Annotated in this window: 16 protein-coding genes; 3 read left to right on the forward strand and 13 right to left on the reverse strand. The window is 41.3% G+C overall.

All coding sequences use genetic code 11. The annotated features are described in order from the left end of the window. Positions 1-12: 12 nt before the first annotated feature. From DF947_RS18580 to DF947_RS18590, 3 genes are all read right to left on the reverse strand, one after another. Entirely contained in the window at positions 13-534 is a 522-nt protein-coding gene (locus DF947_RS18580; RefSeq protein ID WP_240615414.1) for a pyridoxamine 5'-phosphate oxidase family protein, read from the reverse strand. A gap of 107 nt (positions 535-641) precedes the next feature. Then, positions 642-1,625, reverse strand: coding sequence for a type I glyceraldehyde-3-phosphate dehydrogenase (locus DF947_RS18585; RefSeq protein WP_109931719.1), 984 nt, complete (start codon positions 1,623-1,625; stop codon positions 642-644). A 384-nt stretch (positions 1,626-2,009) separates the two neighbouring features. Next, positions 2,010-4,571 (reverse strand): BamA/TamA family outer membrane protein, encoded by a 2,562-nt coding sequence (locus tag DF947_RS18590; RefSeq protein ID WP_109931722.1) that lies wholly within the window; start codon positions 4,569-4,571, stop codon positions 2,010-2,012. A gap of 212 nt (positions 4,572-4,783) precedes the next feature. On the opposite strand from DF947_RS18590, the gene DF947_RS18595 reads away from it, so the two are divergent. Both DF947_RS18595 and DF947_RS18600 read left to right on the forward strand, forming a co-directional pair. After that, a complete protein-coding gene (locus tag DF947_RS18595; protein WP_109931724.1) occupies positions 4,784-7,048 on the forward strand; it encodes a histidine kinase dimerization/phosphoacceptor domain -containing protein in 2,265 nt (754 codons plus the stop codon). 15 nt (positions 7,049-7,063) lie between these two features. Beyond that, entirely contained in the window at positions 7,064-9,025 is a 1,962-nt protein-coding gene (locus DF947_RS18600; RefSeq protein ID WP_109931726.1) for a sigma 54-interacting response regulator, read from the forward strand. A 156-nt stretch (positions 9,026-9,181) separates the two neighbouring features. On the opposite strand, the gene DF947_RS18605 is transcribed toward DF947_RS18600, so the two are convergent. The 7 genes from DF947_RS18605 to DF947_RS18635 all read right to left on the reverse strand — a co-directional run bounded on the left by DF947_RS18605 (position 9,182) and on the right by DF947_RS18635 (position 19,901). Continuing rightward, complete coding sequence (locus DF947_RS18605) at positions 9,182-11,497, reverse strand: sensor histidine kinase (RefSeq protein WP_109931729.1); 2,316 nt, start codon at positions 11,495-11,497, stop codon at positions 9,182-9,184. A gap of 1,087 nt (positions 11,498-12,584) precedes the next feature. Further along, on the reverse strand, positions 12,585-13,619 hold the full coding sequence (gene adhP, locus DF947_RS18610) for an alcohol dehydrogenase AdhP (RefSeq protein ID WP_109931731.1): 1,035 nt from the start codon (positions 13,617-13,619) through the stop codon (positions 12,585-12,587). Between the two features lie 26 nt (positions 13,620-13,645). Continuing rightward, positions 13,646-14,515, reverse strand: a complete 870-nt coding sequence (locus DF947_RS18615) for a universal stress protein (RefSeq protein ID WP_109931733.1) — start codon at positions 14,513-14,515, stop codon at positions 13,646-13,648. A gap of 249 nt (positions 14,516-14,764) precedes the next feature. After that, positions 14,765-16,066, reverse strand: a complete 1,302-nt coding sequence (locus DF947_RS18620; protein ID WP_109931735.1) for an Nramp family divalent metal transporter — start codon at positions 16,064-16,066, stop codon at positions 14,765-14,767. A 28-nt stretch (positions 16,067-16,094) separates the two neighbouring features. Next, entirely contained in the window at positions 16,095-18,617 is a 2,523-nt protein-coding gene (locus tag DF947_RS18625; protein WP_109931738.1) for a cation-translocating P-type ATPase, read from the reverse strand. Between the two features lie 255 nt (positions 18,618-18,872). Further along, positions 18,873-19,154 carry a hypothetical protein gene (locus DF947_RS18630; protein ID WP_146202945.1) on the reverse strand — a complete coding sequence of 94 codons (282 nt, stop codon included), beginning with the start codon at positions 19,152-19,154 and terminating at the stop codon, positions 18,873-18,875. Between the two features lie 183 nt (positions 19,155-19,337). Next, entirely contained in the window at positions 19,338-19,901 is a 564-nt protein-coding gene (locus DF947_RS18635) for an HdeD family acid-resistance protein (RefSeq protein WP_109931742.1), read from the reverse strand. A gap of 215 nt (positions 19,902-20,116) precedes the next feature. Between DF947_RS18635 and DF947_RS18640 the strand changes: the two genes are divergently transcribed. Beyond that, on the forward strand, positions 20,117-20,596 hold the full coding sequence (locus tag DF947_RS18640; protein ID WP_109931744.1) for a universal stress protein: 480 nt from the start codon (positions 20,117-20,119) through the stop codon (positions 20,594-20,596). A 20-nt stretch (positions 20,597-20,616) separates the two neighbouring features. On the opposite strand, the gene DF947_RS22320 is transcribed toward DF947_RS18640, so the two are convergent. The 3 genes from DF947_RS22320 to DF947_RS18655 all read right to left on the reverse strand — a co-directional run bounded on the left by DF947_RS22320 (position 20,617) and on the right by DF947_RS18655 (position 23,486). Beyond that, a complete protein-coding gene (locus DF947_RS22320) occupies positions 20,617-20,811 on the reverse strand; it encodes a hypothetical protein (protein WP_109931746.1) in 195 nt (64 codons plus the stop codon). A gap of 212 nt (positions 20,812-21,023) precedes the next feature. Further along, positions 21,024-21,902, reverse strand: a complete 879-nt coding sequence (locus DF947_RS18650; RefSeq protein ID WP_109931748.1) for a universal stress protein — start codon at positions 21,900-21,902, stop codon at positions 21,024-21,026. Between the two features lie 108 nt (positions 21,903-22,010). Then, positions 22,011-23,486 carry a L,D-transpeptidase family protein gene (locus DF947_RS18655; protein ID WP_158526298.1) on the reverse strand — a complete coding sequence of 492 codons (1,476 nt, stop codon included), beginning with the start codon at positions 23,484-23,486 and terminating at the stop codon, positions 22,011-22,013. Positions 23,487-23,494 lie beyond the last annotated feature (8 nt).

Here is a 23,494-nt window from a genome sequence, read left to right on the forward strand (position 1 = left end):
GCCTTTTCATTATTAAATCTCTTTTAATCTTTTGATTTCCTGTTCAAGCCGCTCTATATATGCTTTTTGCGGTTTTAAAAGTTCCTCGATCTCTTCAAGGGTATATTTTGGAACAATATGTTGTGGGCAGTTCCAATCGTAAGCGGATATTTTGAATGTCAACATCCATTCCGGTTTATGTTTATAGGCCTCAGGTTTCAATAGCTCATAAAGCCTTGGGTTTTTATCGATTTCAACAACCTCAGCTTTCGCATATATTTTTAGCCGTGCTTTCAGCGGGTAGGAAAGAAGAATAAGTGAAACATTTGGATTCCTGGAAATATTAGCTGCAGTAATGTACTGCCTGTTCCCTGTAAAATCAACTATCCCGATTGTACCTTTATCGATAACCTTAATAAAACCTTTGGGGCCTCCTCTATGCTGGATGTAAGGATATTGATTTTCCCCAAATGAGGCAATATAAAAGCTATCTATATCACTTATAAAGTCAATTTCAGAATCGGTAAGTCCATCTACAAAGCTTCTTTTTTCCATGCGGTCATAATTCAGCCGGCTACCAAGCTTCTCCTGTAGATTTTTAACTGCATCCGTAAATGCGAGCTGTGCGTAGTTCATAGTTTAAATTTAAGCTTTATTTTTTTTTATAAGGCACCAATCTGTCTAATCATTTGATTCGTAAATCCCCACTCATTATCATACCAGGACATCACTTTTACCAAATCACCCTCTACAACCCTAGTCATGGCTAAATCCACTATTGAGGCTAAGGGACTTTTTATAATATCGGTGGAAACCAGCGGTTCATCTGTTGTACCAACCACTTCTTTATACCTTGACGATAAGGATTCCTCTATCAAAATCTCATTGATCTCTTCGGCACTGGTGGGCCTTTCAGAAATAAATGTGACATCAGAAATAGATCCGACAGAAACCGGGACCCTAACGGCAACCCCATCAAATTTACCGGCATATTGTGGAAGTGCTTTTGTAGTTGCTATCGCTGCCCCTGTTGCAGCGGGCGCCAGATTAATTCCTGCAGTCCTGCCCATTCTGGGTTCTTTTTTCGAGGGAGCATCCATCAATGTCTGTGATGCTGTATAGGCATGAGTGGTGTTTAAAACCGCTTTTTTAATCCCGATTCTGCGGCCTAAAATTTCGATAATCGGACTTATATTATTTGTGGTACAGCTTGCACAGGAGAAGATATTAACTTTGCCTTCATCGGTATTTACCCCGTGAACAATTGTAGGGGTATCTTTTGTCGGCCCTGATATGACAACGAATTTTGCTCCGGAAGCCAGATGCTTTTCTGCATCGGCCCGGTTTGTGAATAGCCCCGTACTTTCGATCACCACCTCGGCCTGAAATTCACTCCAGGGCAAATCCGAGATTTCACGCACTGAACTGTAATGAAAAGATTTATCACCGATATAAACCATATTTTCACTATGCGTAACCTCACGCTCATAACGACCGTAAATGCTATCATACTTCAAGAGATATACTGCATTTTCGATACTCATCAGATCATTTACTGCAACCAGTTCTAAATGATCACTTTCCATGATTAATTTTAAGGATGCCCTTCCAATGCGTCCTAAACCGTTTATTCCTATTTTTTTCATATTATTTTGATTATCTATAATACCATATGATTGTGACTTTATGATGTAAACCTATCAAATTTATCTTGACAGAAAGCGGATTCAGCAATCAGAAAACTGATAGCAAATACTATTGAAGTGATAAATGGCAACAGCCAATAATTTTCGAAGCATCACAGCCAAAGCCAAAAAAATCAGCAAATCGCTGCCGGAAAGCTTGCAACGATTTTACCTCAACAAAGTGGGGATTACAGCAAGTGACAATCGTTTCCATACGACATCGAAAACCTATAGGGCTAGACATATTCGGTTCAGATTTTTATATTTTACTTTATCAGCATAACCGAAGCGCTGCGTCGACACCTTAGGTAAAAAGGAAATTAAGTTTTAACGTCTATTATCCCATTATAATCTGGTTTTAAGGGAAAGTGTGGGATAAAAACCTTCTTTTGAATATCCAACAGTCAGATTAATTAGCGCAGAAGATGCAGGAGCGAAATAGAGCCCGGCTCCAATACCATGGTGTAAACGGTTACTATGCTCACCGCGTTCCCAAACCCTACCAAAATCATACATCGTATTCAATCCAAATTCCCCGGGAAGGATGTAGCTTAAAAACTCCCCTAGTTTTATCCTGACTTCTGCATTATTAAACGCACTGTAATCACCTGTGAACCGGAATTTTCTATAACCGGTTAAATTATCAGTTCCCCCTAAATATGGCAGCTGAAAAAATTCTGGCCTTCCTGCACTGAGCCCTACACCCAGGCGGTTGCTGAAAACAACAGTTCCTGTTTTATTCAGTTTAATAAACAGTGTAAATTCAGAATTCAATACCCCGACACGACTGGCGCTTTGTCCGAAACCAGTCAGTAATTCAAGGTTTGATTTGAAAATTGTTCCGGATTGTGGAAGGACTTTCTTATCTCTGTTATCCATAAACAATTGGAGTATTGTGCCAATCTGAAAATTATTCAGACTAACTGGCCTGTTGGAATTGTTTTCCGCCAGATAACCATTAATGAATTTTTCTTTATTTTTTGAATCTGAATAATGAAAATACTGAAACAATGGTCCGAATGAAAAATTATTATCCGCCCAGCGCTTCCTGATCAAAGCCTTTAAGGTAAAAAGATCAAAACGTGCCCGGTAGAAACTAGCTGGCGAAGATTTCCGATCGAATTCACTTTCATTCCCAGCGCCAAAATAATTGCGGGTATTATTTGGGGCATTTACTTTTAGATCGATAAGCAGATCATTGTTTTCAATAGAATTCAGCCACTCACCCAAATAATGCAAGCTAAATGCTGAAGTATTCCATGCGTATAAAGCAGAAAATGAATGCGTACTTGCAAAAGGCTCTTTCCTAAAACCCGGTACAGTAAATCTGTGCGATACACCAATCATAGCACCATCATCCACATTAAATCCGAAGTTAGCAAGAGTTAATTTTCGAGAATAAAGATTAGTCGCAAAATAAGTAAAATTAGACGTATCGGTAGCCAGTCTCGTTTTCAGCCGGTGATTCACATCGGCAATATCATCCTGCGGCTTTCCATAAAAAATTAATGGTTTACCCTTCCATTGAACCTTTACATGTTTTATATCAGAACCTCCAATCAAACGAACCTTAATCCTTGAATCACCCGATTCCATCAAAACACTGTCCTTTCCTTCCCGAAGAAATATGCGCAACTCTTTAGTGATCGACGGATCAAATTCCCGCTGAAAGATTTGCGCTGAAGCGCTCTCCCCCATTCCAGGCTTGGAAACAATAAGTTGCAGATATCCATTGCCTTTTTCCATCAGGCTTACCCGTTCATCCTGATCGCTGAGAGGTACATCCACAATTCTGTTAAAGAAACGGTAATATTGATCCATCAGATCAGGGAGTGCATTTCGGCGCATCTTCATTTGTTCGAGCAGTTGTGCCCTAACATCCGGATCCGTCGAGTCAGGAAGTTTAAGTAGTGCCTGAGCAAGAAGGGAATCGGTCATGACAGCACAGAATTCTGTAATGGTATTATTCCATTGCAACTGACTGATGCCGGAAAACAGCTGTGAGTTTAGATTTCTTCCCTCCCATAAGAACCAGTTAATATTCTGAATATTTCTTTCATAACCCTGCATCATAGGCAATAGCCAGCTAGACTGTGCCAGCCGTTGTATGCTACCATCCGAACGGTAAAAAACCTGATCCCGGTCACGTGGTACTGGGGTGTATTCAGTGCCATCTGCTCTGGCGTCTACTACCCAGCGCCATTGATCTTCGTGCCTATCCCAGTCACCTAAAAGTACATCTAAAGCCTTTGCTTTTAAATAGGTTTGCCAGTCTACCCGATTTCGATAACTGCTTGCTATCTTCTTTAACATTTTTTCGGTGTTATCCGATTTGCCCATAGGCTCCCGTTCTTCTAAAAGACAAAGCGTATTAGCAAAGTCCTTTGCATAGACCCCCAGCCCAGCCTCTTGTGCAACAACTCCGATGATGGGATTACTATGGGGAATCCCGGCAGCTTGAGCCAAGACAGGAACAACAAGGGCTCCGAAAGGGTGTTGTGCAGACATGTTATCCTCTAAAATTCCCAACAGAAATGTTTCCCTAAGTGGAGCTGGAATCAAAACTGCAGGAAATTTCAATACCGACCTCAGCGTCCATTCCTGGCCACTAGCATCCCGTAGCCTTAGCGTCTTCGACTGATTGCCCCCTCCGGCTTGAATTGCGGTAAGTCCTCCCGATATCCGTGAAAGCCTGATTAAAGGAACTTTAACAGGACGGGCATAATCTTTTCGATAGTTTTCACCAAAAACCTTTCGGTGCAATCTGCCTACACGATCATATTTTGCCCAGGGTATTATGGTTACCGAATCCACTTTTTGATTCTGGCCTTTTGCTGCCGGAATGGCCAGCACGAAAGCAAGAATAAAAAAAATATATTGTCTAATCATGGCGATTAATTTTAGCATGCTGTAAGTGTCCTAAACTGAAGCATGAAGGTCAGGTTACAGCTGAATAAATAGAAATAATGATTTTCATAAATGCTATTATTTTGTTGATAGATCGATATCGATTCAAGACTCCAACCCACCATTTATTATAATTCTGATAAATACTATAACGGTTGTTTTGATGGCTTTCGCCAGCCTATGCCGTAATTTGAATACCCAAAGAACATAACATGCTTATGAAAATTTTTAGCCTGCTGATGCTGTTTACCATCTCAACTATTTCTGTAATGGCTCAAAACAGCAGCCTTGAAGAACTTCCTGTGTCAGAGCTAAAAAAAAGGCTTTCCCAGCACCATGCGGATACGATGAAAATAAAATTAAAAATTGCGCTGGGAAGAGTTTTGTTGGTTAAACCAGGCGGTGGAAGTCTTGAAATAGACACTGCGATGAGGTATTCAATAGAAGCAGAGCAATTAAGCCGTAGGATCGGATATTCTAAAGGCATCATCAACGCCATTTTGCTGAGGGCACTCACCTTAAATAAAAAAAATGAGGCTGACACGGGACTTAAAACTGCAAAACAGGCCCTAGCATATTCCATCAAAATCGGTGAAGAAACGGGAATTGCGGAATCGTATGTCGTAATTGGCCAGCATTACGCCATATCTAAACCGGAAGAACTGGTTAAGAGAATGGAATACTACCGAAAAGCAAGTGATATTTTTAGAAAAACGCACAATTTTTATCGGCTTGCCTCTTCTTTACAAGGTGATGCGGAAATGTTGTTGTTAAACAGGCAACATATGGAAGCGATAAAAATACTGTTCGAAGCCATCAATGTTAATAAGTCGATCGGGAACAAGTCCATTCAGGGAATATATTGGCTGATTGGTCGAACACTGAATGAACTTGGAGATTTTCCCAGTGCGCTGAAGTATTCGCTTCTCGCAATTAAATCCGCCAAAGCAGTCAATGACACAACCTTAACTGTTGCCAGCATAAATTTCACGACATCGAGCGTATATACTTATATGAAGGATTATAAGAATGCGCTTCCTTATGCGTTAAAGGCCTTAAAAATTGCGGAGCATTATAACGATTCGGATTATATATTTACAATCTCCATCTCCACAGCTTTTAATTACACGAGAGTGAATAAATTAGATGATGCCCTGAAACTGTTGAGAAATATTTGGCAATATGCAAAGAATGATGCGGATTCCCTTTATATCATGACCTACTTCTTGGGCAACCTTAATTATGCAAAAAAGTATAAAGAAGCGGCATTTTATGCAGGCGAGGTCACGCGTCTGCTCAAAAAGATCCCGCCAGATAATTTTAACAATAGGATTACGGCATATAATTTTTTAGCCGCTCACTATATTGATACCAGGCAGATAAAACTTGCCTACCAATATGCAGACGCATATGCAGCAGTCGTCAGATCCTTCAATTTCCCTATAGGCATTAGGTCGGTAGAAAACATGTATTATAAACTGGATTCACTGCAGGGCAACTATAAATCTGCCATTAAGCACCACTTATTGTCCGAAGAAATAAAGGACTCAATAGAAAATGTTACCAAAGCTTATCAGGTATCGCTTTTGCAAATTGAAAACGATACGGAGAAAAAGAATAACGATATTGACACCCTCACCAAAGCGGGGCATGCTAAGGATGATGCATTGAAGCGTACACAATTGATGCAAAAAGTTATTATGACCATGTCAGTTTTACTGGCCATTATTACTGCACTGATATTTAGCCGATATCGGCTTAAACAAAGAACCAACCGGAAACTTGAAGAAAGTCAGCGAGAATTAGACCAGAAAAATACTTATCTGGAAAGTATGAATACCGAACAAGAAAAGCTTTTGAAAGAAAAGGAATGGTTAATTAAAGAAGTTCACCACCGGGTTAAGAATAACCTCCAAATGGTTACAAGCTTATTGAGCTCACAAACAACATATCTTGATAATGATGCTGCAATTTTAGCTGTAAATGATAGTTTGCGTAGAATGCAGGCCATGTCGATGATTCATCAAAAGTTGTATCAGGATGATAACGTATCAACTATATTTATGCCCGAATATATAGATGAACTTATTCATTATCTTCGCGACAGCTTTGATGATAACCACAGGATTATTTTTAACCAGAAGATCGAAAACTTAAACCTGGATGTCACCCAGGCAATTCCTTTAGGTCTTATTATTACTGAGAGTATAGTCAATTCAATCAAATATGCATTTCTGAACAGCAAAGCTGGAATAGTTGATATCTCTTTAGGGCAAGAAGGTCCCGATCATCTGTTACTCTTCATTGCTGACAACGGAACCGGATTACCTAAAGGCATGGAAAAATCACCCTTGAACTCCCTCGGTTTAGACTTAATGCAGGGACTTGCCCGGCAACTGAAGGGAACGTTTCAGATCGAAAACAACAATGGCGTTCAAATAAAAATCAAATTCATTCATCCGGAAAATACAATTTAGCTAACTTTATATCATATGGCCAAGAAAGTGCTCATCGTTGAAGATGAATATGTAGTTGCAAATAACCTTCGTTTAATATTATCAAAAGCAGGTTACAGCATAATCGGCATTGCGATATCTGTAGAGGATGCCCTGGAGCAGATGCATAAGCAGAAGCCTGATATTGTTTTACTCGATATCATGCTGAATGGCGAACGCTCAGGAATTGAGTTAGCAAAAACATTATCCGCACAGCACATCGCTTTCGTTTATCTCTCCGCCAATTCTAACCAAACCATATTAGAGGAGGCGAAAAAAACAGATCCCTATGGTTTTTTGGTTAAGCCCTTTCGGGAAAAAGACCTGATTGTTACGCTGGATATTGCATGGTACCGACAGAAAAATAATGTTGAGGCAAGGCTTTTACAAGAAGCATCATTACAAAAACAATTATTGGATATTAGTAACCGAAAATCTGAGGCGAAGCAAAAATTATTGGAGGTTTGTCAGGCAATTAGGACCTTTATCCCTTTTGATTTGATTGCTACGCGGGCTAATTCAGATAGCGGATATGCAAATTGCGGATACTTAAGGACAGGTTTCAACGAATACGAGCTAATTGTTGAAAGTGAGCTGTTAGAAGCGCTAAATCCAAAACAATCTTTGCTCAGAAAAACCTTTAGCACCCTTAAGGAATCAGCGACCCTTCCGCATATCTCAGAGGATATAGAGATTAACCAAAATTCCACAATAGCAACCGATAGGATCTGGATGGATTATTTCAAAATGGAGTCTAACCTAATCTTCCGATTGAAGATTGGTAACGGGACCGAATTCTTCTACAGTTTCTATAGCCGGCAAAGAGATCTATATACGCAAAAGCACGCAGGTGTTCTAAAACTTTTCACAAAATGCCTGACTAATGTTACCGAGAAAATGGTTTTCCATGTAACCGCTCCACATACTGGAAATAGTCAGGACATTAATGATGAGATAAAAGTATTTGAGCGTCAAGAGTTTAATGGTATAATTGGCCGCCATTCTCTGTTGCTCGCTGCGCTGGATCTTACCATTCAGGTTGCGCCATACAATACCTCGGTTTTGATACTCGGTGAAAGTGGTACAGGTAAAGAGAAAATTGCACGTGCCGTTCACCAGTTATCACCACGAAAAGATCAGCCTTTCATTCAGGTAAATTGCGGAGCAATACCATCCACACTTATTGAATCGGAACTCTTCGGTCACGAAATGGGTGCATTTACGGGTGCAACGGAAAAAAGAAAAGGAAAGTTTGAACTTGCAAGCGGCGGAACAATTTTTTTAGATGAGATTGGAGAACTTCCATTAGATATGCAGGTGAAACTACTTAGGGTACTGCAGGAAAAAGAGGTCAGTGCTGTTGGAGGCAACGCCCCCTTTAAAGTTGACGTTCGCGTGGTTGCCGCTACCAACAGAAATCTGGAGAAAGAAGTGGCAGAGGGGAAATTCAGGCTAGACTTATATTATCGGTTGAACATATTTCCAATAACCATTGTTCCATTAAGGGAGCGTAAGAGTGATATTCCGGCCCTAGTGAATTTCTTTGTTAATAAATTTTGTCAAGAATTCAATAAGCCAATCCCCGAAATCGAAGCAGCAATGATGGAGCAGTTGTTTGGATACCAGTGGCCAGGGAATGTAAGGGAACTGGAAAACATAATAGAGCGTTCTGTTATCTTAAATGAGGGAACAAGTAAATTAAATTTAAAGCAGCCTCTTACTGACATTCTGAAAAACAACCCACCTAATGTTGCAATCGAGTCATTGGATGATGTGAAGCAGATACAGATGGAGACCGAACGTGCCCATTTAATATCTGTGCTGATGATAGCCAGGGGAAGAATCAGGGGGCAAAATGGGGCTGCAGAATTGCTTAAAATTAAGCCTACCACATTGGAATCAAAATTATTAAAATTAAATATTCGAAGACAGGATTATTTCCCGCCCCAGGAATCTTAATATTTAACCTTTGTACAAGAGAACACAAAATCTGTAATTTATAACAAATGCACAATCATAAAAATTAACTAGACGTAAATTCAAATCTTACTCTTTTCAAAAATGGAAGGCTACTTTCAGTTATACATATAAAAATCAAGAAGCAACTTGGTCTAGCTACATCTCCAGTGTTTCCTGTTTCCCTGCAAGTTCATTAGCTAAAGTACCAAATTCAATTTGTGAAGAAGCCTTTAATGGAAATTTCAGGAATATGGTCAGTCCGTTTTGATTCTTGATGCTAAACGATCCGCCAAGTTGTGCTGTCAATCCTTCCAAAAGGTTTATTCCAAGTGTATTTGCGTTGGGCAAGCTAAAATTCATGGGCAATCCTATACCATTGTCACTAATTTCCACTTCTACGAACAGATTTACTTTTTTAACGCAAATCGTTATGATGCCCTTTTGGTGATTTGGAAAGGCATATTTCAAAGCGTTAGTTACAGTTTCATTTAGGATTATACCTATCGGGATTGCCTGTGAAACATCAAGCATGAAATCCTCAATATCACATAATATCTCGATGTTATCAAAATCATTGTCCAGGAAGTCATATAACGAATCAACCAGTTCATTGATGTATAGAAATAAACTGATTTGCGTAATATTATCTGATTTATATAACTGGTCATGGATAAGTGCAATCGATCGAACCCTGCTTTGACTATCCAAAATAGCCTGCTGTGCGCTTTCGCTAGACAGATAAACAGATTTCGAAGCCAGCAGGTTCATTACAATCTGTAAGTTATTCTTAACCCGATGATTCACTTCCTTCAAAAGCAAATCCTTCTCTCCAAGAAGCTGATTCTTGTATGATACCAGATGTTTAAGAGAATCATTTTGCTTGTCGATCTCCAATTTTTGCGACAATAACATGGCATTGCTCCTCTGCTTTAACCGGTACCTGCTAAAGATCAGCGCAGTAAAAATCAATAGCACAATTATTCCACCAATGGTTACGCGTTGAATAAGTTCATTGCGTTTCATTTTGATATCATTGATTAGCGCATCTTTGGTAAGCATTTCAATATGTCGATTTCTCTCTATTGCTGCATTTTCAATATGCAACAGGGATATCTGATACGCTTTTGAAACATTATCAATCGAATCTTTTATTGCTTTTTCTTTTTGGAAATGCAATAGAGCAGATTTTTTATCTCCTTTTAGTGAAACCAGCTGATAGTATCGATATTCGGCGGTCTGAATACCTTTGGCATAATTTACCTTGTGTGCCAATTGCGCATGTAACGCTGTATGTTTATAAGCCTTGTTTACTTTCCCCGTCTCGGAATAATAATAAGCGAGTACATTATGAACATTCATTATTTGTTGAATGTTTTCCGGATAGATTTTTGGCAATAGGCCTTCCAGTTCGTTTACATATTCTTTAGCCTGCTCAAACTGTTTAGCATAAGCCAATGTATTGATGTACTCAATTTTGAGTGCTATATTTTTTAAAAACCCGCCCGGACGCCCTTTCATTTCATCAAGTATAGCCAATGCTTTTGGAATTTGGTTGGTGTGGGTATATGCCGAGGCAAGCTGGTAAGCCCCTGCACGTACAAATCCTTCATCATTATATTTTTTGGCCATGCTGACCACCTCTTTTGAATAGTGTATGGATCGGTAATAATCCAGCTTCTTTATATAACTAGAGGCGATAGTTAAATTGATAACACATACTTGCGTAGTGGTATCCTTAACCTTTCTGGCAGTTTCACGGGCCAGCAAAGTATATTTTAAAGCGTTTTCATAGTCTCCCAATCTAAAGGAGTTTCTGCCAATATTCCAGTAAATCCCCTCTACCGTTCTCAAGCTTACTCCTTTTCCCAGATTCAACGCTTCAAAAAGGAATCTAAGGGCTTCTGTAGTCCGATCGGCCTGAAAGAGCATATCCGCGTTTACCGTTAACATATCCGCAAGGGAGTGGAAGTTTTTATTTTTCCTGAAGATCGCAATAGCTTTATCGTTATACCATATTCGGGTGCGAAGTTCGGCAGGTGAATTTGGACTAAACTGCTTGGATAGCATATGATATGACCTTGCCTCACCATCGCTATTGTTATTTTGGCGAGAAAATGAAAGGGCGCTTTCTGCTAATTTTACAGCCGCTTTACCATCCCCTTTATCATATAAGGTTTCCACCCTCAACAACATAGAATTAATAATCCCGAAATGGTAATTAAGCTTTCGGCTAAGCGCTTGGGCTTCGTTAGCAAACTTAATCGCCGAATCTACGTCCTTAGGTCCCTTTGCGCCTTTCAATAACATTAAATGCCCAATGGCAAGCTGCAATTTCACCTTGGTAGTATCCTCCTTGCTCGTAATGAGTTTTTGCCTCAAGACCGGCATGGGTAACTCATCCAGACGACTCGTCTGGGCATGTACGCACATTGCCGATAAAGAAAGGATTATATATAAAATCGAATGTTTCATATAATTGGATTCAAGATTTCCTAAATTAACGTATAAATATATCAATAACCGTCAAGATTTTAAATATACACCTTGAAATACTCGGGGCCAAGACGAACATGTTAACCATATTTATTAGTCTTCGCTACCTGATTGAAAGTAATACAAGGCAACATACACCTACAACACCTTGATGAGGATGGGGATATGTCGATAAACTGCAGGCAGATAAGCCCATCCCACTATAAATCAAATTTAATAAATCATTAAATGGCATTGGTTGATGAATTCGGCAATAAGAAATTACACCATCTGAATTTTCCCATTAGGAAACCCTTCATTTAAAGAAAATAAAATAAAAGCCTAAAGGGATCAGCATCAACTGAGTTGGTAAACAAACAATTGAATATTGAAAAATTATAGGCTTAAATAATTGAGAACACACAAAAAACATGGATTACAATCGCTACGAGATTAAGGATTAACGATACCAAAAAGCTAAAACATCAACCATAAAAAGTTGAACAACGATTTCTAAAACATGAATAGCTAACAATTGATTGTTAGCTATTTAAAATTGTACCCTCTCGGAGGAATACTTTGAACACTTAAGTGCTTTCTTACAGGTTCTTGGGCCAATTATTGATGACTTAAAGAGCAAGGGATTTATATAAAAATCTAGTTTTTCGGAGAAGTGGCAACCGTTGCACTAAAAATTTAGAACACAAAAACTTGGCAAATATGAATGAGAATAGTTTTGCTTTTTTTCGTTGACAAGGACGAACAAATGAATTCGACTGGAGATTCCGCTAGGATTATTCAAGTCATTTCGGAACTCAAGATCAGAAAACCAAAATGTGAGTAAAAGGTTATATCCGATTCTTTGAACTATCCTTGCGACAATGAGTTTACCAATGCGCATCACCTCTATGTTCGACATAACTCTAATAAACTCACCAGACACGAACTGGATAAACCGAAGTAGATTGACCCCGTCTCGCCAGTTAAAAATATATTAAAACACACTATTTTCAAAGCATTTACAAATCATTAAAATCTGGTGCAAAGGGGTCAAATAAATTGGTTTGTGCACCATGAACATATAATTCTATTCTTTTGCTATTTCCAGTACGATCCGTCCACTGATATCTCCCTTTTTCATATTGTCAAATACCTGATTGATGTCTTCCAACTTTGCGGTATGGATACATGCATGGACTTTTCCGTCAACGGCAAAATCAATGGCTTCCTGCATATCTTTCCGGGTACCGACAATGGACCCCCTGACTGTGAGTCTTTTCAGAACCGTTTCAAAGATAGGAAGATCAAAGCTACCAGGCGGAAGCCCATTAAGGGAAAGGGTTCCTTTTTTTCTGAGCGCGGAAAGGCCTTGCGAAAAAGCGATAGGAGATACCGCGGTAACAAGCACCCCGTGCATGCCCCCTGTCTGCTTCTGCAGAACTGCACCTGGATCCTCTTCGCTGGCGTTGACAGTGAGATCAGCACCAAGCTTTCTTGCCAGTTCCAGTTTATCATCCGCAACATCGATTGCAGCGACCTGAAAACCCATTGCCTTGGCGTATTGAACGGCAAGATGTCCAAGCCCGCCGATGCCTGAAATCGCAACCCATTCCCCTGGCTTGGCATCAGTTTCTTTAAGCCCCTTATAGACCGTTACCCCTGCGCAGATGATGGGCGCCATTTCAGAGAAATTAATATAGGAAGGAAACCTGGCTACATAGCGGCTATCTGCGACCACATATTCGGCAAAGCCACCGTCTACACTATAGCCGCCATTCTGCTGGTCATCACAAAGGGTTTCCCACCCGGTAATGCAAAATTCGCAACATCCGCAGGCACTAAAAAGCCATGGTACGCCCACAACATCACCTTCTTTCATATTCTTTACACCATGCCCCAAGGCTGCTACTATCCCTATGGCCTCATGGCCTGGAATAAGTGGCATCTTGGCCTTTACTGGCCAGTCGCCGCTACAGGCATGGAGATCGGTATGGCAAACCCCGCAGGCAAGCACTTTTACCAATATCTGATATTCTCCAGGTTCTTTGACCTTGACCTGCTCAATCTGTAAGGGCGATCCAAAACTGTGGATCACGGCGGCTTTCATTGTTTTTGGAATCATTTTAAATATATTTAGTCTAGAGATTTTTAACAGACAACGGCCTTGTAGCCCTGAGGAAATACGAGCAACGGGAGTTCGGTAAGCCTGGCCATTTTTTGGCTATGGCTACCCTTTAGCACCCTGTCGAGAAAATCATGCGGACGATGAATCATGGCGAGGCAATCTACTTGCCCGTGTTCACTAAGCCATTCCAGTCCTCCCTCGACATCCTTATTGTATACATTTTTATAATAGATCTTATCGTAGTTGATCTCGGTCTTAAGCTGGGCAATAAAGTCATTGATCTTTCCTGTTCTTTCGGGCCCCGCCCCATTCTCGACAACGTGGACGATAAGCAGTTCTGCATTGAATGCTGCCGCAAGCCCCGCCAGGGACTGAATGGCCTCGAAATCCGCAGTGCTCAAATCGGTTGCGAACGCGATCTTAGTAAGGGTGCTGAATTTTACACTTTTCGGTATGAGCATCAAGGGTAGCTGCCCAGTATCTATCATGTCCCTGGTACTGCTGCCCAGAAAAAACCTCCGCATATCCCCGGCACCGGAAAGTCCCATCACTGCCAGATTAACCCTGGCGGTCAGAACTGCTCCACGCACTAAATCCGAGAGATCACCAACCTCTGCTTTTACAGAAACTTTGGGAAACGCATTATCGGGGAGACCGCTGGTATCAACGATCAGATTGGCATAGTCCTTCAGCGCTCTTTTGCTCTGAGTAATGACCGAATCATAATCCATTGGCCAGACCATTCCCCCGGGGATGGGCTCCGTGAGTGGAACAGTAATGGCATTGCAAAGTATCAGGTTAGCCTTAACCCTTTTTGCAAGTTCGAATGCATAACGTGACGCATTTTCAGCAGATTCTGAAAAATCGGTCAAAGCAAGTATTGTTTTCATCATTTTTGCAATTAATCAGTTTTACCACTGGACATTATGCCCAGAAGACATTATGTTCCAAGATCTGGATTTCTGAGGTTTGTGCCAATGATCGTTGTCATCTCAGTAAATACTCCTGATCATTATTTAATAAATTGTGCAGAAATTATCCTTAGCATGTCAATTGAAAACCGAGAACACGAAAGCTGATTCCCAGGTTTCCCGGATCTATTCTTTAGATTATAGCCACGTTCAAGTTTTTCTCGGAAAATATCATTTGAAAACAGTATAAAACATTGCAATCGACGCTCCTGCTACAGCTAAAAAAGTGACTATTAGAAGTATATTGGAAAACCAGCCATTTTTATATTCTTTCATTATTTTATCTTTTCTAGCGATATTAAAAATCAGAAACAATAGCGGGACTGCTGCAACTCCGTTCAAAACTGCGGCGTAGATCAGCGCCTTGACCGGATCTACGCCAACAAAATTCATCACCAGACCAATAATCGTAGCTGCGCAGATTGTTGCATAGAAAGCCGGTGCCCTCTTCAGTTTTTGGTTCAATCCCGATTTCCATTCAAATGCCTCACACACGGCATATGCAGCTGAGCCGGAGAGTATCGGTATTGCCAACAAACCCAGACCAATGATACCAAAAGAAAAAATCAGCTTGGCTAACAAACCTGCATGGGGAAAACTGTGAACAAGGGGCTCTATGGCTTTTGCCGCATCTGCAGCAGTTTTAATATCTTTAACACCACTGGTATGAAGCACGGTTGCACTTACAATTATTATACTCCAGGTCGTAAATTCTGAAAAAAGCATACCCACAGTATTGTCAATACGCATGCGCCTGATCTGGGCCCAGCTAACCTGGCGGCCCCTCTTTAAGACCCTCTCCCGCTGTTTCTGCTCTTCGACTTCCTGTGATGCTTCCCAGAAAAACATGTATGGCGAGATAGTGGTCCCCAATACGCCGGTAATGATAAACAGAAAAGTGAAAGAAAACTCAAAGTGCGGTATTATGGTAGCCTTAAAAATAATTGTCCATGGCTGATTGATGATGAGCATAGTAAACGGATAGGCAATTAGGGCAAGGGCTAGCCATTTCAGTATCTTGGAATATAACTTATATGAGGCAAATAACTCTAAAATAAGGATTATAGTAGTAAAAAGCAATGTTAGAATAATAAAAGGCAATGGCAGCAGCAACTTCATCGCCGCTGCCATTGCCCCAATATCCGCACCAATGTTTATGGTATTGGCCACCACAACAAGTCCGACTACCAAAAGCAGTACTGTACGGCTATAATGATCCTTTATGACAGCAGATATCCCCTTTCCGGTGACCAGCCCTATCCGTGCACATGATTCCTGAACAGCTATCATAAAAGGCAGCATGTATAATGCCGTCCACAACTGACCATAACCGAACTGGGCTCCGGTCTGAGAATAGGTGGCAATTCCTGAAGGATCATCATCGGCGGCTCCAGTTACAAATCCCGGACCTAAAATTTCAAGCAAACGGCGGATTTTAGTCTTGCGTTTTTTGGGAGATAGTCCTTTATTCATCTTATTTTATAACTCAAAACGTTTATTTTTACTTATTTATTCCTCTGTTGGTCTTCACTAGCCGGTTTCTCAGTTTAACCACTTCAAACCAGACGACAGAAACAAATCCCAAGACAATGCTGATCAAGAGCCTCGATAAACTAAGGGACTGAAATCCGAAAAAAGATGCCAAAGGTGGCAAGTAAATCAACGCACCTGAAATAGTAATGGTAATGGCTATCATGATGGGAACTAGGTTATTCTTATACCTTATAGTAGTAAAAAGCGAGTAGAAAAAAGAACGGTTAACCAGCGTGAGCGATATATTTGCGGATATCAGGCAACTGAACACCATGGTACGGGTGATGGGCTCATCCGTACCATCATTTACCGCATACTGATAGGCAGCAAGGGTCCCCGCAGTAATGAAAAGTCCCTGAATGATGCTCATGGATAATTCTTTCCAGCTAAAAAAGGTTGCAGTTAGGGGCCTGGGTTTCTGCAGCATTGTATTTTTCTCGATCGGCTCATTCTCATAGATTATCGAACAGGTTGGGCCCATAATCAGCTCTAAAAAGATGATATGAACAGGTGAGAAAATATTGGGATAAATCCAGCCCATTGCCAACGGTATAAACACGGTTAACATAATGGGAATATGAATGGATATAATATACTGTATAGCCTTTTTCAGATTGGAATAAATGCGCCTGCCCATCGCCACCGCATCAACCATCTTGGATAGATCATCCTCTAGCAATATCAAAGAAGCTGCCTGTTTGGCAATCTCGGTACCCTTTTTACCCATGGCGATACCGATATGCGCAGCTTTCAATGCGGGTCCGTCATTCACCCCGTCGCCGGTCATGGCTACTATTTCTTTACTGGCTTTGATGGCATTGATGATCTTTAGCTTGGCCTCGGGAAACATCCGGGTGAAAATATTGACGGATTTGACTTTTTCACTCAGCTGCGCTAAAGAAAGCGGCATCAGCTCATCGCCGCCTAGGCAATCTTCAGCACCCCTGAAATCAATCTGCCTTGCGATGGCGCCTGTGGTTTGTGCATTATCCCCTGTGATAATCTTAACAGCGATACCCGCTGCGTAAAAGGCATCCAGTACAGCGCTGATATTTTTCTTTGGTGGATCATAAAAGGCAAGGAGACCTTTAAATGAAAACTCATATTCCTGCTGGCTTTTTGGAAAATTATCCCCTTCAAAGCTCGCCTGTCCTACTGCCAAAACGCGGTAACCCTCTTTAGCCAATGAAAAAATCGCTTCATTTATGTTTTGTTTTTGAATCCCACTGAGGTGACTTACCATCATAAGCGCCTCTGGTGCCCCTTTGGCTGAGATAATCCGTTGCCCATAGGAGTTTTCAAACAGGTGGGTCATCATCGGGGGCTTCCCTCCCAGCGGATACTCATGAACCATATGGAATTCAGCTCGCTCGTCTTTTGCTGAATTTTTAAGGTATGCATCATGTATCGCTACTTCCATCGGATCGAAGGGTATGGGTTCACTGGCCCACATGCCCAGGGTTAAGATTTCCCGGGTGGCCGAATCGAAAAGATGACCTTCGACACCACAGATTTGATTGGTCTGCAGGGCATATATTTTTGTCAGGCTCATCCTGTTCTCGGTCAGGGTTCCGGTTTTATCGGTACAGATCACTGAGGCGCTGCCAAGGGTCTCAACGGTTTCCATTTGCTTGACGATGATCCCCATTTTCATCATACGCCAGGCACCCAGTGCCATAAAGGTTGTAAATGCCACAGGGATTTCTTCCGGTAAGATGCTCATCGCCAGTGTCAGGGCCTTGATCAGGCTGTCCAAAAAATTTGGAAATCGGAGGTAGTTTATTAACCACACACAGAGGAATACAATCCCTCCAACCATTACCATTTTCTTAACAAAACTGTTTATCTGCAGCTCAAGTGGTGTTTTTTCTTCTTTTATCGACTCCAGGCTATTCCAGATCCAGCCCAGGCGAGTTTTATCTCCTATAGCCTGTACCCTGGCAATAGCAAGACCGCTTGCAACGGTGGTTCCGTGAAAAATTAAATTCTCCTCAGAAGAACTGTCTTTATAAACTGCAAGCGACTCTCCCGTGAGTACGCTTTCATTGACAGAGAAATCATTGGAATGAACAATTACGGCATCAGCCGGTATTGATTTCCCTTCTTCAACCATCAGGCAATCCCCTATGACCAGCTCTGCCGAGCTTATCTCCAGCACCACCCCCGCTCTGATTACGCTGCATTTGGGCTGCGTAAAATCCTGTAATTTTGCCAGCGCGTTTCGGCTCCGCGAATCCTGATAGAGTGAGATGGTTGCCACAACCATTACTGCGAGGGAAAGAAAAATACCGTCACCTGGTTTCCCGGTGAGAAAATAAATCAGGGAAGCGGCCAACAACAAGATAACCATTGGCTCTTTTATAATTCTTTTCAGGGCATCCAGGAAGGCATTTTCCTTTTTATAAGACAAAATATTTGTGCCGTACTCTTCCCGGGACGCTTTTACCTGGATATCGCTCAAACCGCTAAGCCCAAAAGTATTTGTCTTCATAATAGGTGAATTATTTTCGCAAGGTTTTATAACACTATTTTAATTCAGATTAAAACTCCAAGATCAGCTTTACCCTGCGGCTCTTCAGATACATATTGGGTTTAACAAAAAATAATAACATGAGAGGGACTAAGCGTGATGACATTGAAAACACCTGCATTGCAAGGTTATTTATTGACCCTTGATATTTTTTTTATTTTTTCCATCCATTACCACTCCGTTGTATTTTTCCAATAATCCAATGTAGCGCTCTACTCAGTACCTGACTTCCATATCTTCTGCGACCAGTGAAGCACATATATCTGATTCATAATCATTAGATCGCACTGAAAACCCGTATATTTCCTCTAAAGCCATGGCAGATTTGATTCCGATGGTATTTTCAATCTTTATGATGGTCAAGGCATCAAGATTTTCTTCCCTGACCCATTGATATACCGTCGGCCGGGATCCATTTAATCTGCGCGCCAGTTTTAATATCCCAAAACCGCTCCTGCGTACACTCCGTTCCAGCAGAGCCCCGTAATTTTTGGCCATAATTATTGAAGTTTGATTAGCTGCCTTAGGCCATAACAAAAGGTATATCATTTCAAATTTATCGCTTGGGTAAAAAGGTAAGGATGACCAAAGTCATTATAACAAATGATTTTAATACCCGGCGCTTAACCCACCAAGGTATAAGATCCATAAAACCGGCAATCTGCTTCAGATTTTAAAAAATTAGCGAATCGCATTTGCAGCGTTGAATAACCTAAACGAAAAAAAGATTCTCAACAGACCTGAGGTAATGAATAAAAGGGCCATCCAAGAGACAATGTTGATCATGCCCATAAGCGGATTATCAAGGATTAAAAAAGAGAAAATGAAGATGATAACGCCGGGCAATAGGAAACCAAACCAATGCCGTCCCGAATAGGCTGTAGTATTCAAGGACCTTCCGATCTCCATAAAACCGTTCAACAACAGCCAAATCCCAATCAAAACAGGTAAAAGGATCATGGTCAGCATAGGGAAATAAAACAGATAAGCTGCTAATGCAATATCTATGATTGCCCCGCCCAGCAGCCATAACCAACCGGAAACCCTTCTGCGAAATGTAAATGCCAGATATAAATGAAAAAAAACGGATAAACCTAAGCCCACGGCCAATATCAGGCTTAATGAAAAGTATGCCTCTGATGGACTTATAAGTACATAAATACCTATAATAAACATCATTATCCCTGAAATCAACATCATCGGAAGAATTGGCATTATGCCCCTTGTTGAATGTTCGTTTTTCATATATTATAAATTATAAGCCCCTGGTGCCGAAGAAATATGCATATGGGAGCAGGTCATTATGAATTTACCGGGGTTTTCGGAACAAATCCTGAACCGAATACAAAATTACCGCATCTGCCCTGACCAGCTATGATTCTCATCATCCAGCGGCATGATACCGGTCAGCATTTGCAGTATTCTTTTTGGCCATATTTATTTCATAAAACAGGAAAATCATGAACACCAAGAAAAAAGCATCCACAAAAATGATCCTAATGCTTACAGAATTCAGCAACAGGGATAAAAACGCTACAGATGCAGCACTAAAACTCGCTGCGAAACTTGGACTGAACCTGATGCTTTTGCACGCGTACCCCATAACGGTCAATGCACAGTCAAATGCCCGGATAGAGAACACTAAATACCTATCAGAGATCGACAGACATTTTGATTGTGAAAAAGAAAGGCTGCTGGAGCTACTAAAAACAAATTACGGGGGAGTTTCCCAGCCCATCATTAAAAGCTATTCGGGTGAGGGCAGTTTGTCTGAAAACGTCTGCGGAATACTTGAAAAAGAAGACATCGTCATGATCGTCATGGGGGGGCGCCCAGCCAGGGACAATGACTACCTGTTCTGCACAGAAATCGACGAGATACTATATAAAACACCTCGCCCGGTGCTCATCATTCCCGAAAAGATGGGCCTGGAGATTTAATTGTCGGTTCAGTGAGAAATTTAGGCACTCTTTAACAGCACAATTCCCAAAGAATCCGCTGTCCACCCAAGAACATGAAGATTTAAAATGATGCCTTCCGCCTCGATGTGCAGGCATCTGTGAACTGTTGGCAGCATTTGTGCAAACAGACCTGCTTCAGCCTTTATGAAGTGGGAAGATGCCGGTATCGGTTTTTTTTTAATGGCAAATGGCATTATTTTTTTATCGAGCAGTTCAGTATGATCGAAAACCGGCCCATTTGGTTTATTTGTGTGCTCCTTTTCCTAGTTCTGTATTCTATTTGTGTAAAGAATAGATACCAGCGAATATGGAAACCTGTTGAGGAGCATAAAAGATTTCTGTTGTTTTAATAATATGAATAAGAAAACTATAAAGCTTCAACAAAAAAAGATCTTTACCCAAAGCCTCAAATAAGTTTTTCATGGCTAGGCGGAAAAACAAGAAAAGGAATCTGGATATGGTCAGCCATTCGCTTGGTCAAGCTTCCGGAAAACAAACCGTGGAAAAAGTTATGGTGCTTATGAACCATGACAAGCATATCGAGTTGCGCACCTGTAAGCAGGTAATCTATTCCATCATCAACACTTTTACTGATTACCTCCCTGAAATAAATGTTCGGATAATCGATACGATTGGTGAGGTGGCTTAAAAAGCAGTCGATTTTCTGATCATGTTGGCGCATGTCTTCTCTAGGCCCTTTACTGTGCATGATCAGTATATCCGCCTGGAAAGGCCTCATGATTTCAGCCAGAACAGCAATATAGTTAATGTCTCCCGTATCAAGGTCTGAGGCAAACGCGACCTTTTTGAAACTCCGGAATTTAGATGATTCTGGAATAAGCAGCAACGGAAGTTCACAATTTTTTATGGCTGATCTTACCGTACTTCCGCCAATTATCCTATTGATACTCGGTGCCTTGGTTATGCCCATGACAACAAGGTCCATTTTTCCTGCATCAAAGTGCTTACCTACCTCATCGATCACATTTCCCAAAAGAGAATTTCCATAAATCCTTGGCTTAAAATCCTGTACATTACAAGAATCTCTTATCTTATGCTCCAGGTTTATGGATAGCTCACTTAGTTTGGTTTGCGAAACTGTAGAAAGTCTCTCGAATTCATACTCAGGAAAGCGCAGAGAAGAGGCAAGCGAAGATTGAACGGCAAGAGGCAAAACATGTACCAGCTCGACGCTACCGCCGATCTTACAGGCCATCGCGCTGGCATAATATGCTGCATTTTCCGTTGCCGGGGAAAAGTTCACAGGAACGAGAATCTTTTTCATCTTATCATCATTGTGGGTTAGTAATTCTTTTCTGAAAACCAAAGGCTAAATCCTATAGGTCTAAACATGGCATCATATCCTTTTGAAAAGCTCCATTGACCGCTTCCGCTATTTTCTGGTTCCTGCAAGCTGAACCTTTGAGGGAAACATCATCTCTTCCAGTGCAGCATCTCTATTATAAATGTCAGGGTAAGACCTGAACATGCCATCATCGATCTCACAGGTAATATAGGTAATCTTTATAGGTACGGGACGAGTTAAAGCGAAATTTCTTCTTTGCATTTTTTCCAGTGATTCGTTCATCTTGGGGATCCTGCCGGCCGGCCCATCATATTCCAGAAGTAACCTGGCCAGGCGGTCTGCATTTTGCACCCGAACACAGCCGTGACTGAAAGATCTTGACTCTTTTTTGAAAAGTTTTTGTTCCGGTGTATCATGCAGGTAAATATCAAAACGGTTTGGAAATCTAAAGACAATTTTTCCCAGTGCGTTATCACATCCCGGTGACTGCCTTGCAAGGTAAAGACCGGGGTGTGCGGATATTTCCTGCAGTTTGTTCCGGGTAATGGCAATATAATTACCTTTTAGGTCGTAAATCCCATAGTGGTTGTTGTTCAGGTAACTGGAATCCCTTAACGCTTTAGGCAACAGTTCTTTTGCAAAAATCTTCTGGGGAACTTTCCATTCAGGTGCCGTGGTCATGTAGTTAACCTGGCTTTCGAGCTCCGGCGTCGGGGTGGAGGGTTTTCCTACTACGGTCTTGAAAAGTATGATGCTATCCCCCCGCAGAAGTTTAAGTGAATATGATGGAATATTAATGTGGATATAATAGTCCTCGCCGGAATTTATCCAGCGCATCCTTTCCATGTTGATCGCCATTTTCCTGGCATCACCTTCGGGAAATTCGTAGCAATCGTCGATGTACTGTCCTTTTACCAGATGGAGATAATCCTGCAAAAGCCTGTACATCTGCATTTTTGGCTGCGCCGAGACTACCGCTTCCATGAAGTCCCTTGCACAAAGGGCACCGGTTAAATGCGCCACCGGATCAAAACCGCTCTGCTTTCCCCCTTCCAGAACCTCCGAGGTGTACACGGGATTAAACTTGCCATAGTGCAGATGGATGACCAGGGTAATGAGCGCATCGGTTAAATAAACATCAAAATTACCCTTCTCCTGTGGATTTGACCGTGCCTGCACCAGTGGCTTCAAAAGATCATAGGTCAGTTTACCGGGATGAAAATCATCTCTGTTTAATCCAAACTGAAGTACACAGTCCATTAGAAGCATCGATCTGTAAATCTCCGACTTCACGGTGTCCGGTTTGACCCATATAATGGAGAATCTCCGGTTTTTGTAGAACTGCTCAACCAGTTTTGGATAGTTCAGCTGGGGTGATATATGAGAAAGTGCAATTTTGACGTAAGTGGAATCAGCCCGGGCGATTTCAGGTTTTGAGTGATCGGTATTCTTCACCGACGGCGCGGATGCAGCCACTGAAGCCGAAAAGCCGCATAAAAGTGCACAGGAAATAATTTTTCTCCTTAACATATTTTTCAGGAAATAAAAGTTCTGAGTTTTCATAATGAACT

Source organism: Pedobacter paludis, from assembly GCF_003173575.1.
Lineage (GTDB): Bacteria > Bacteroidota > Bacteroidia > Sphingobacteriales > Sphingobacteriaceae > Pedobacter > Pedobacter paludis.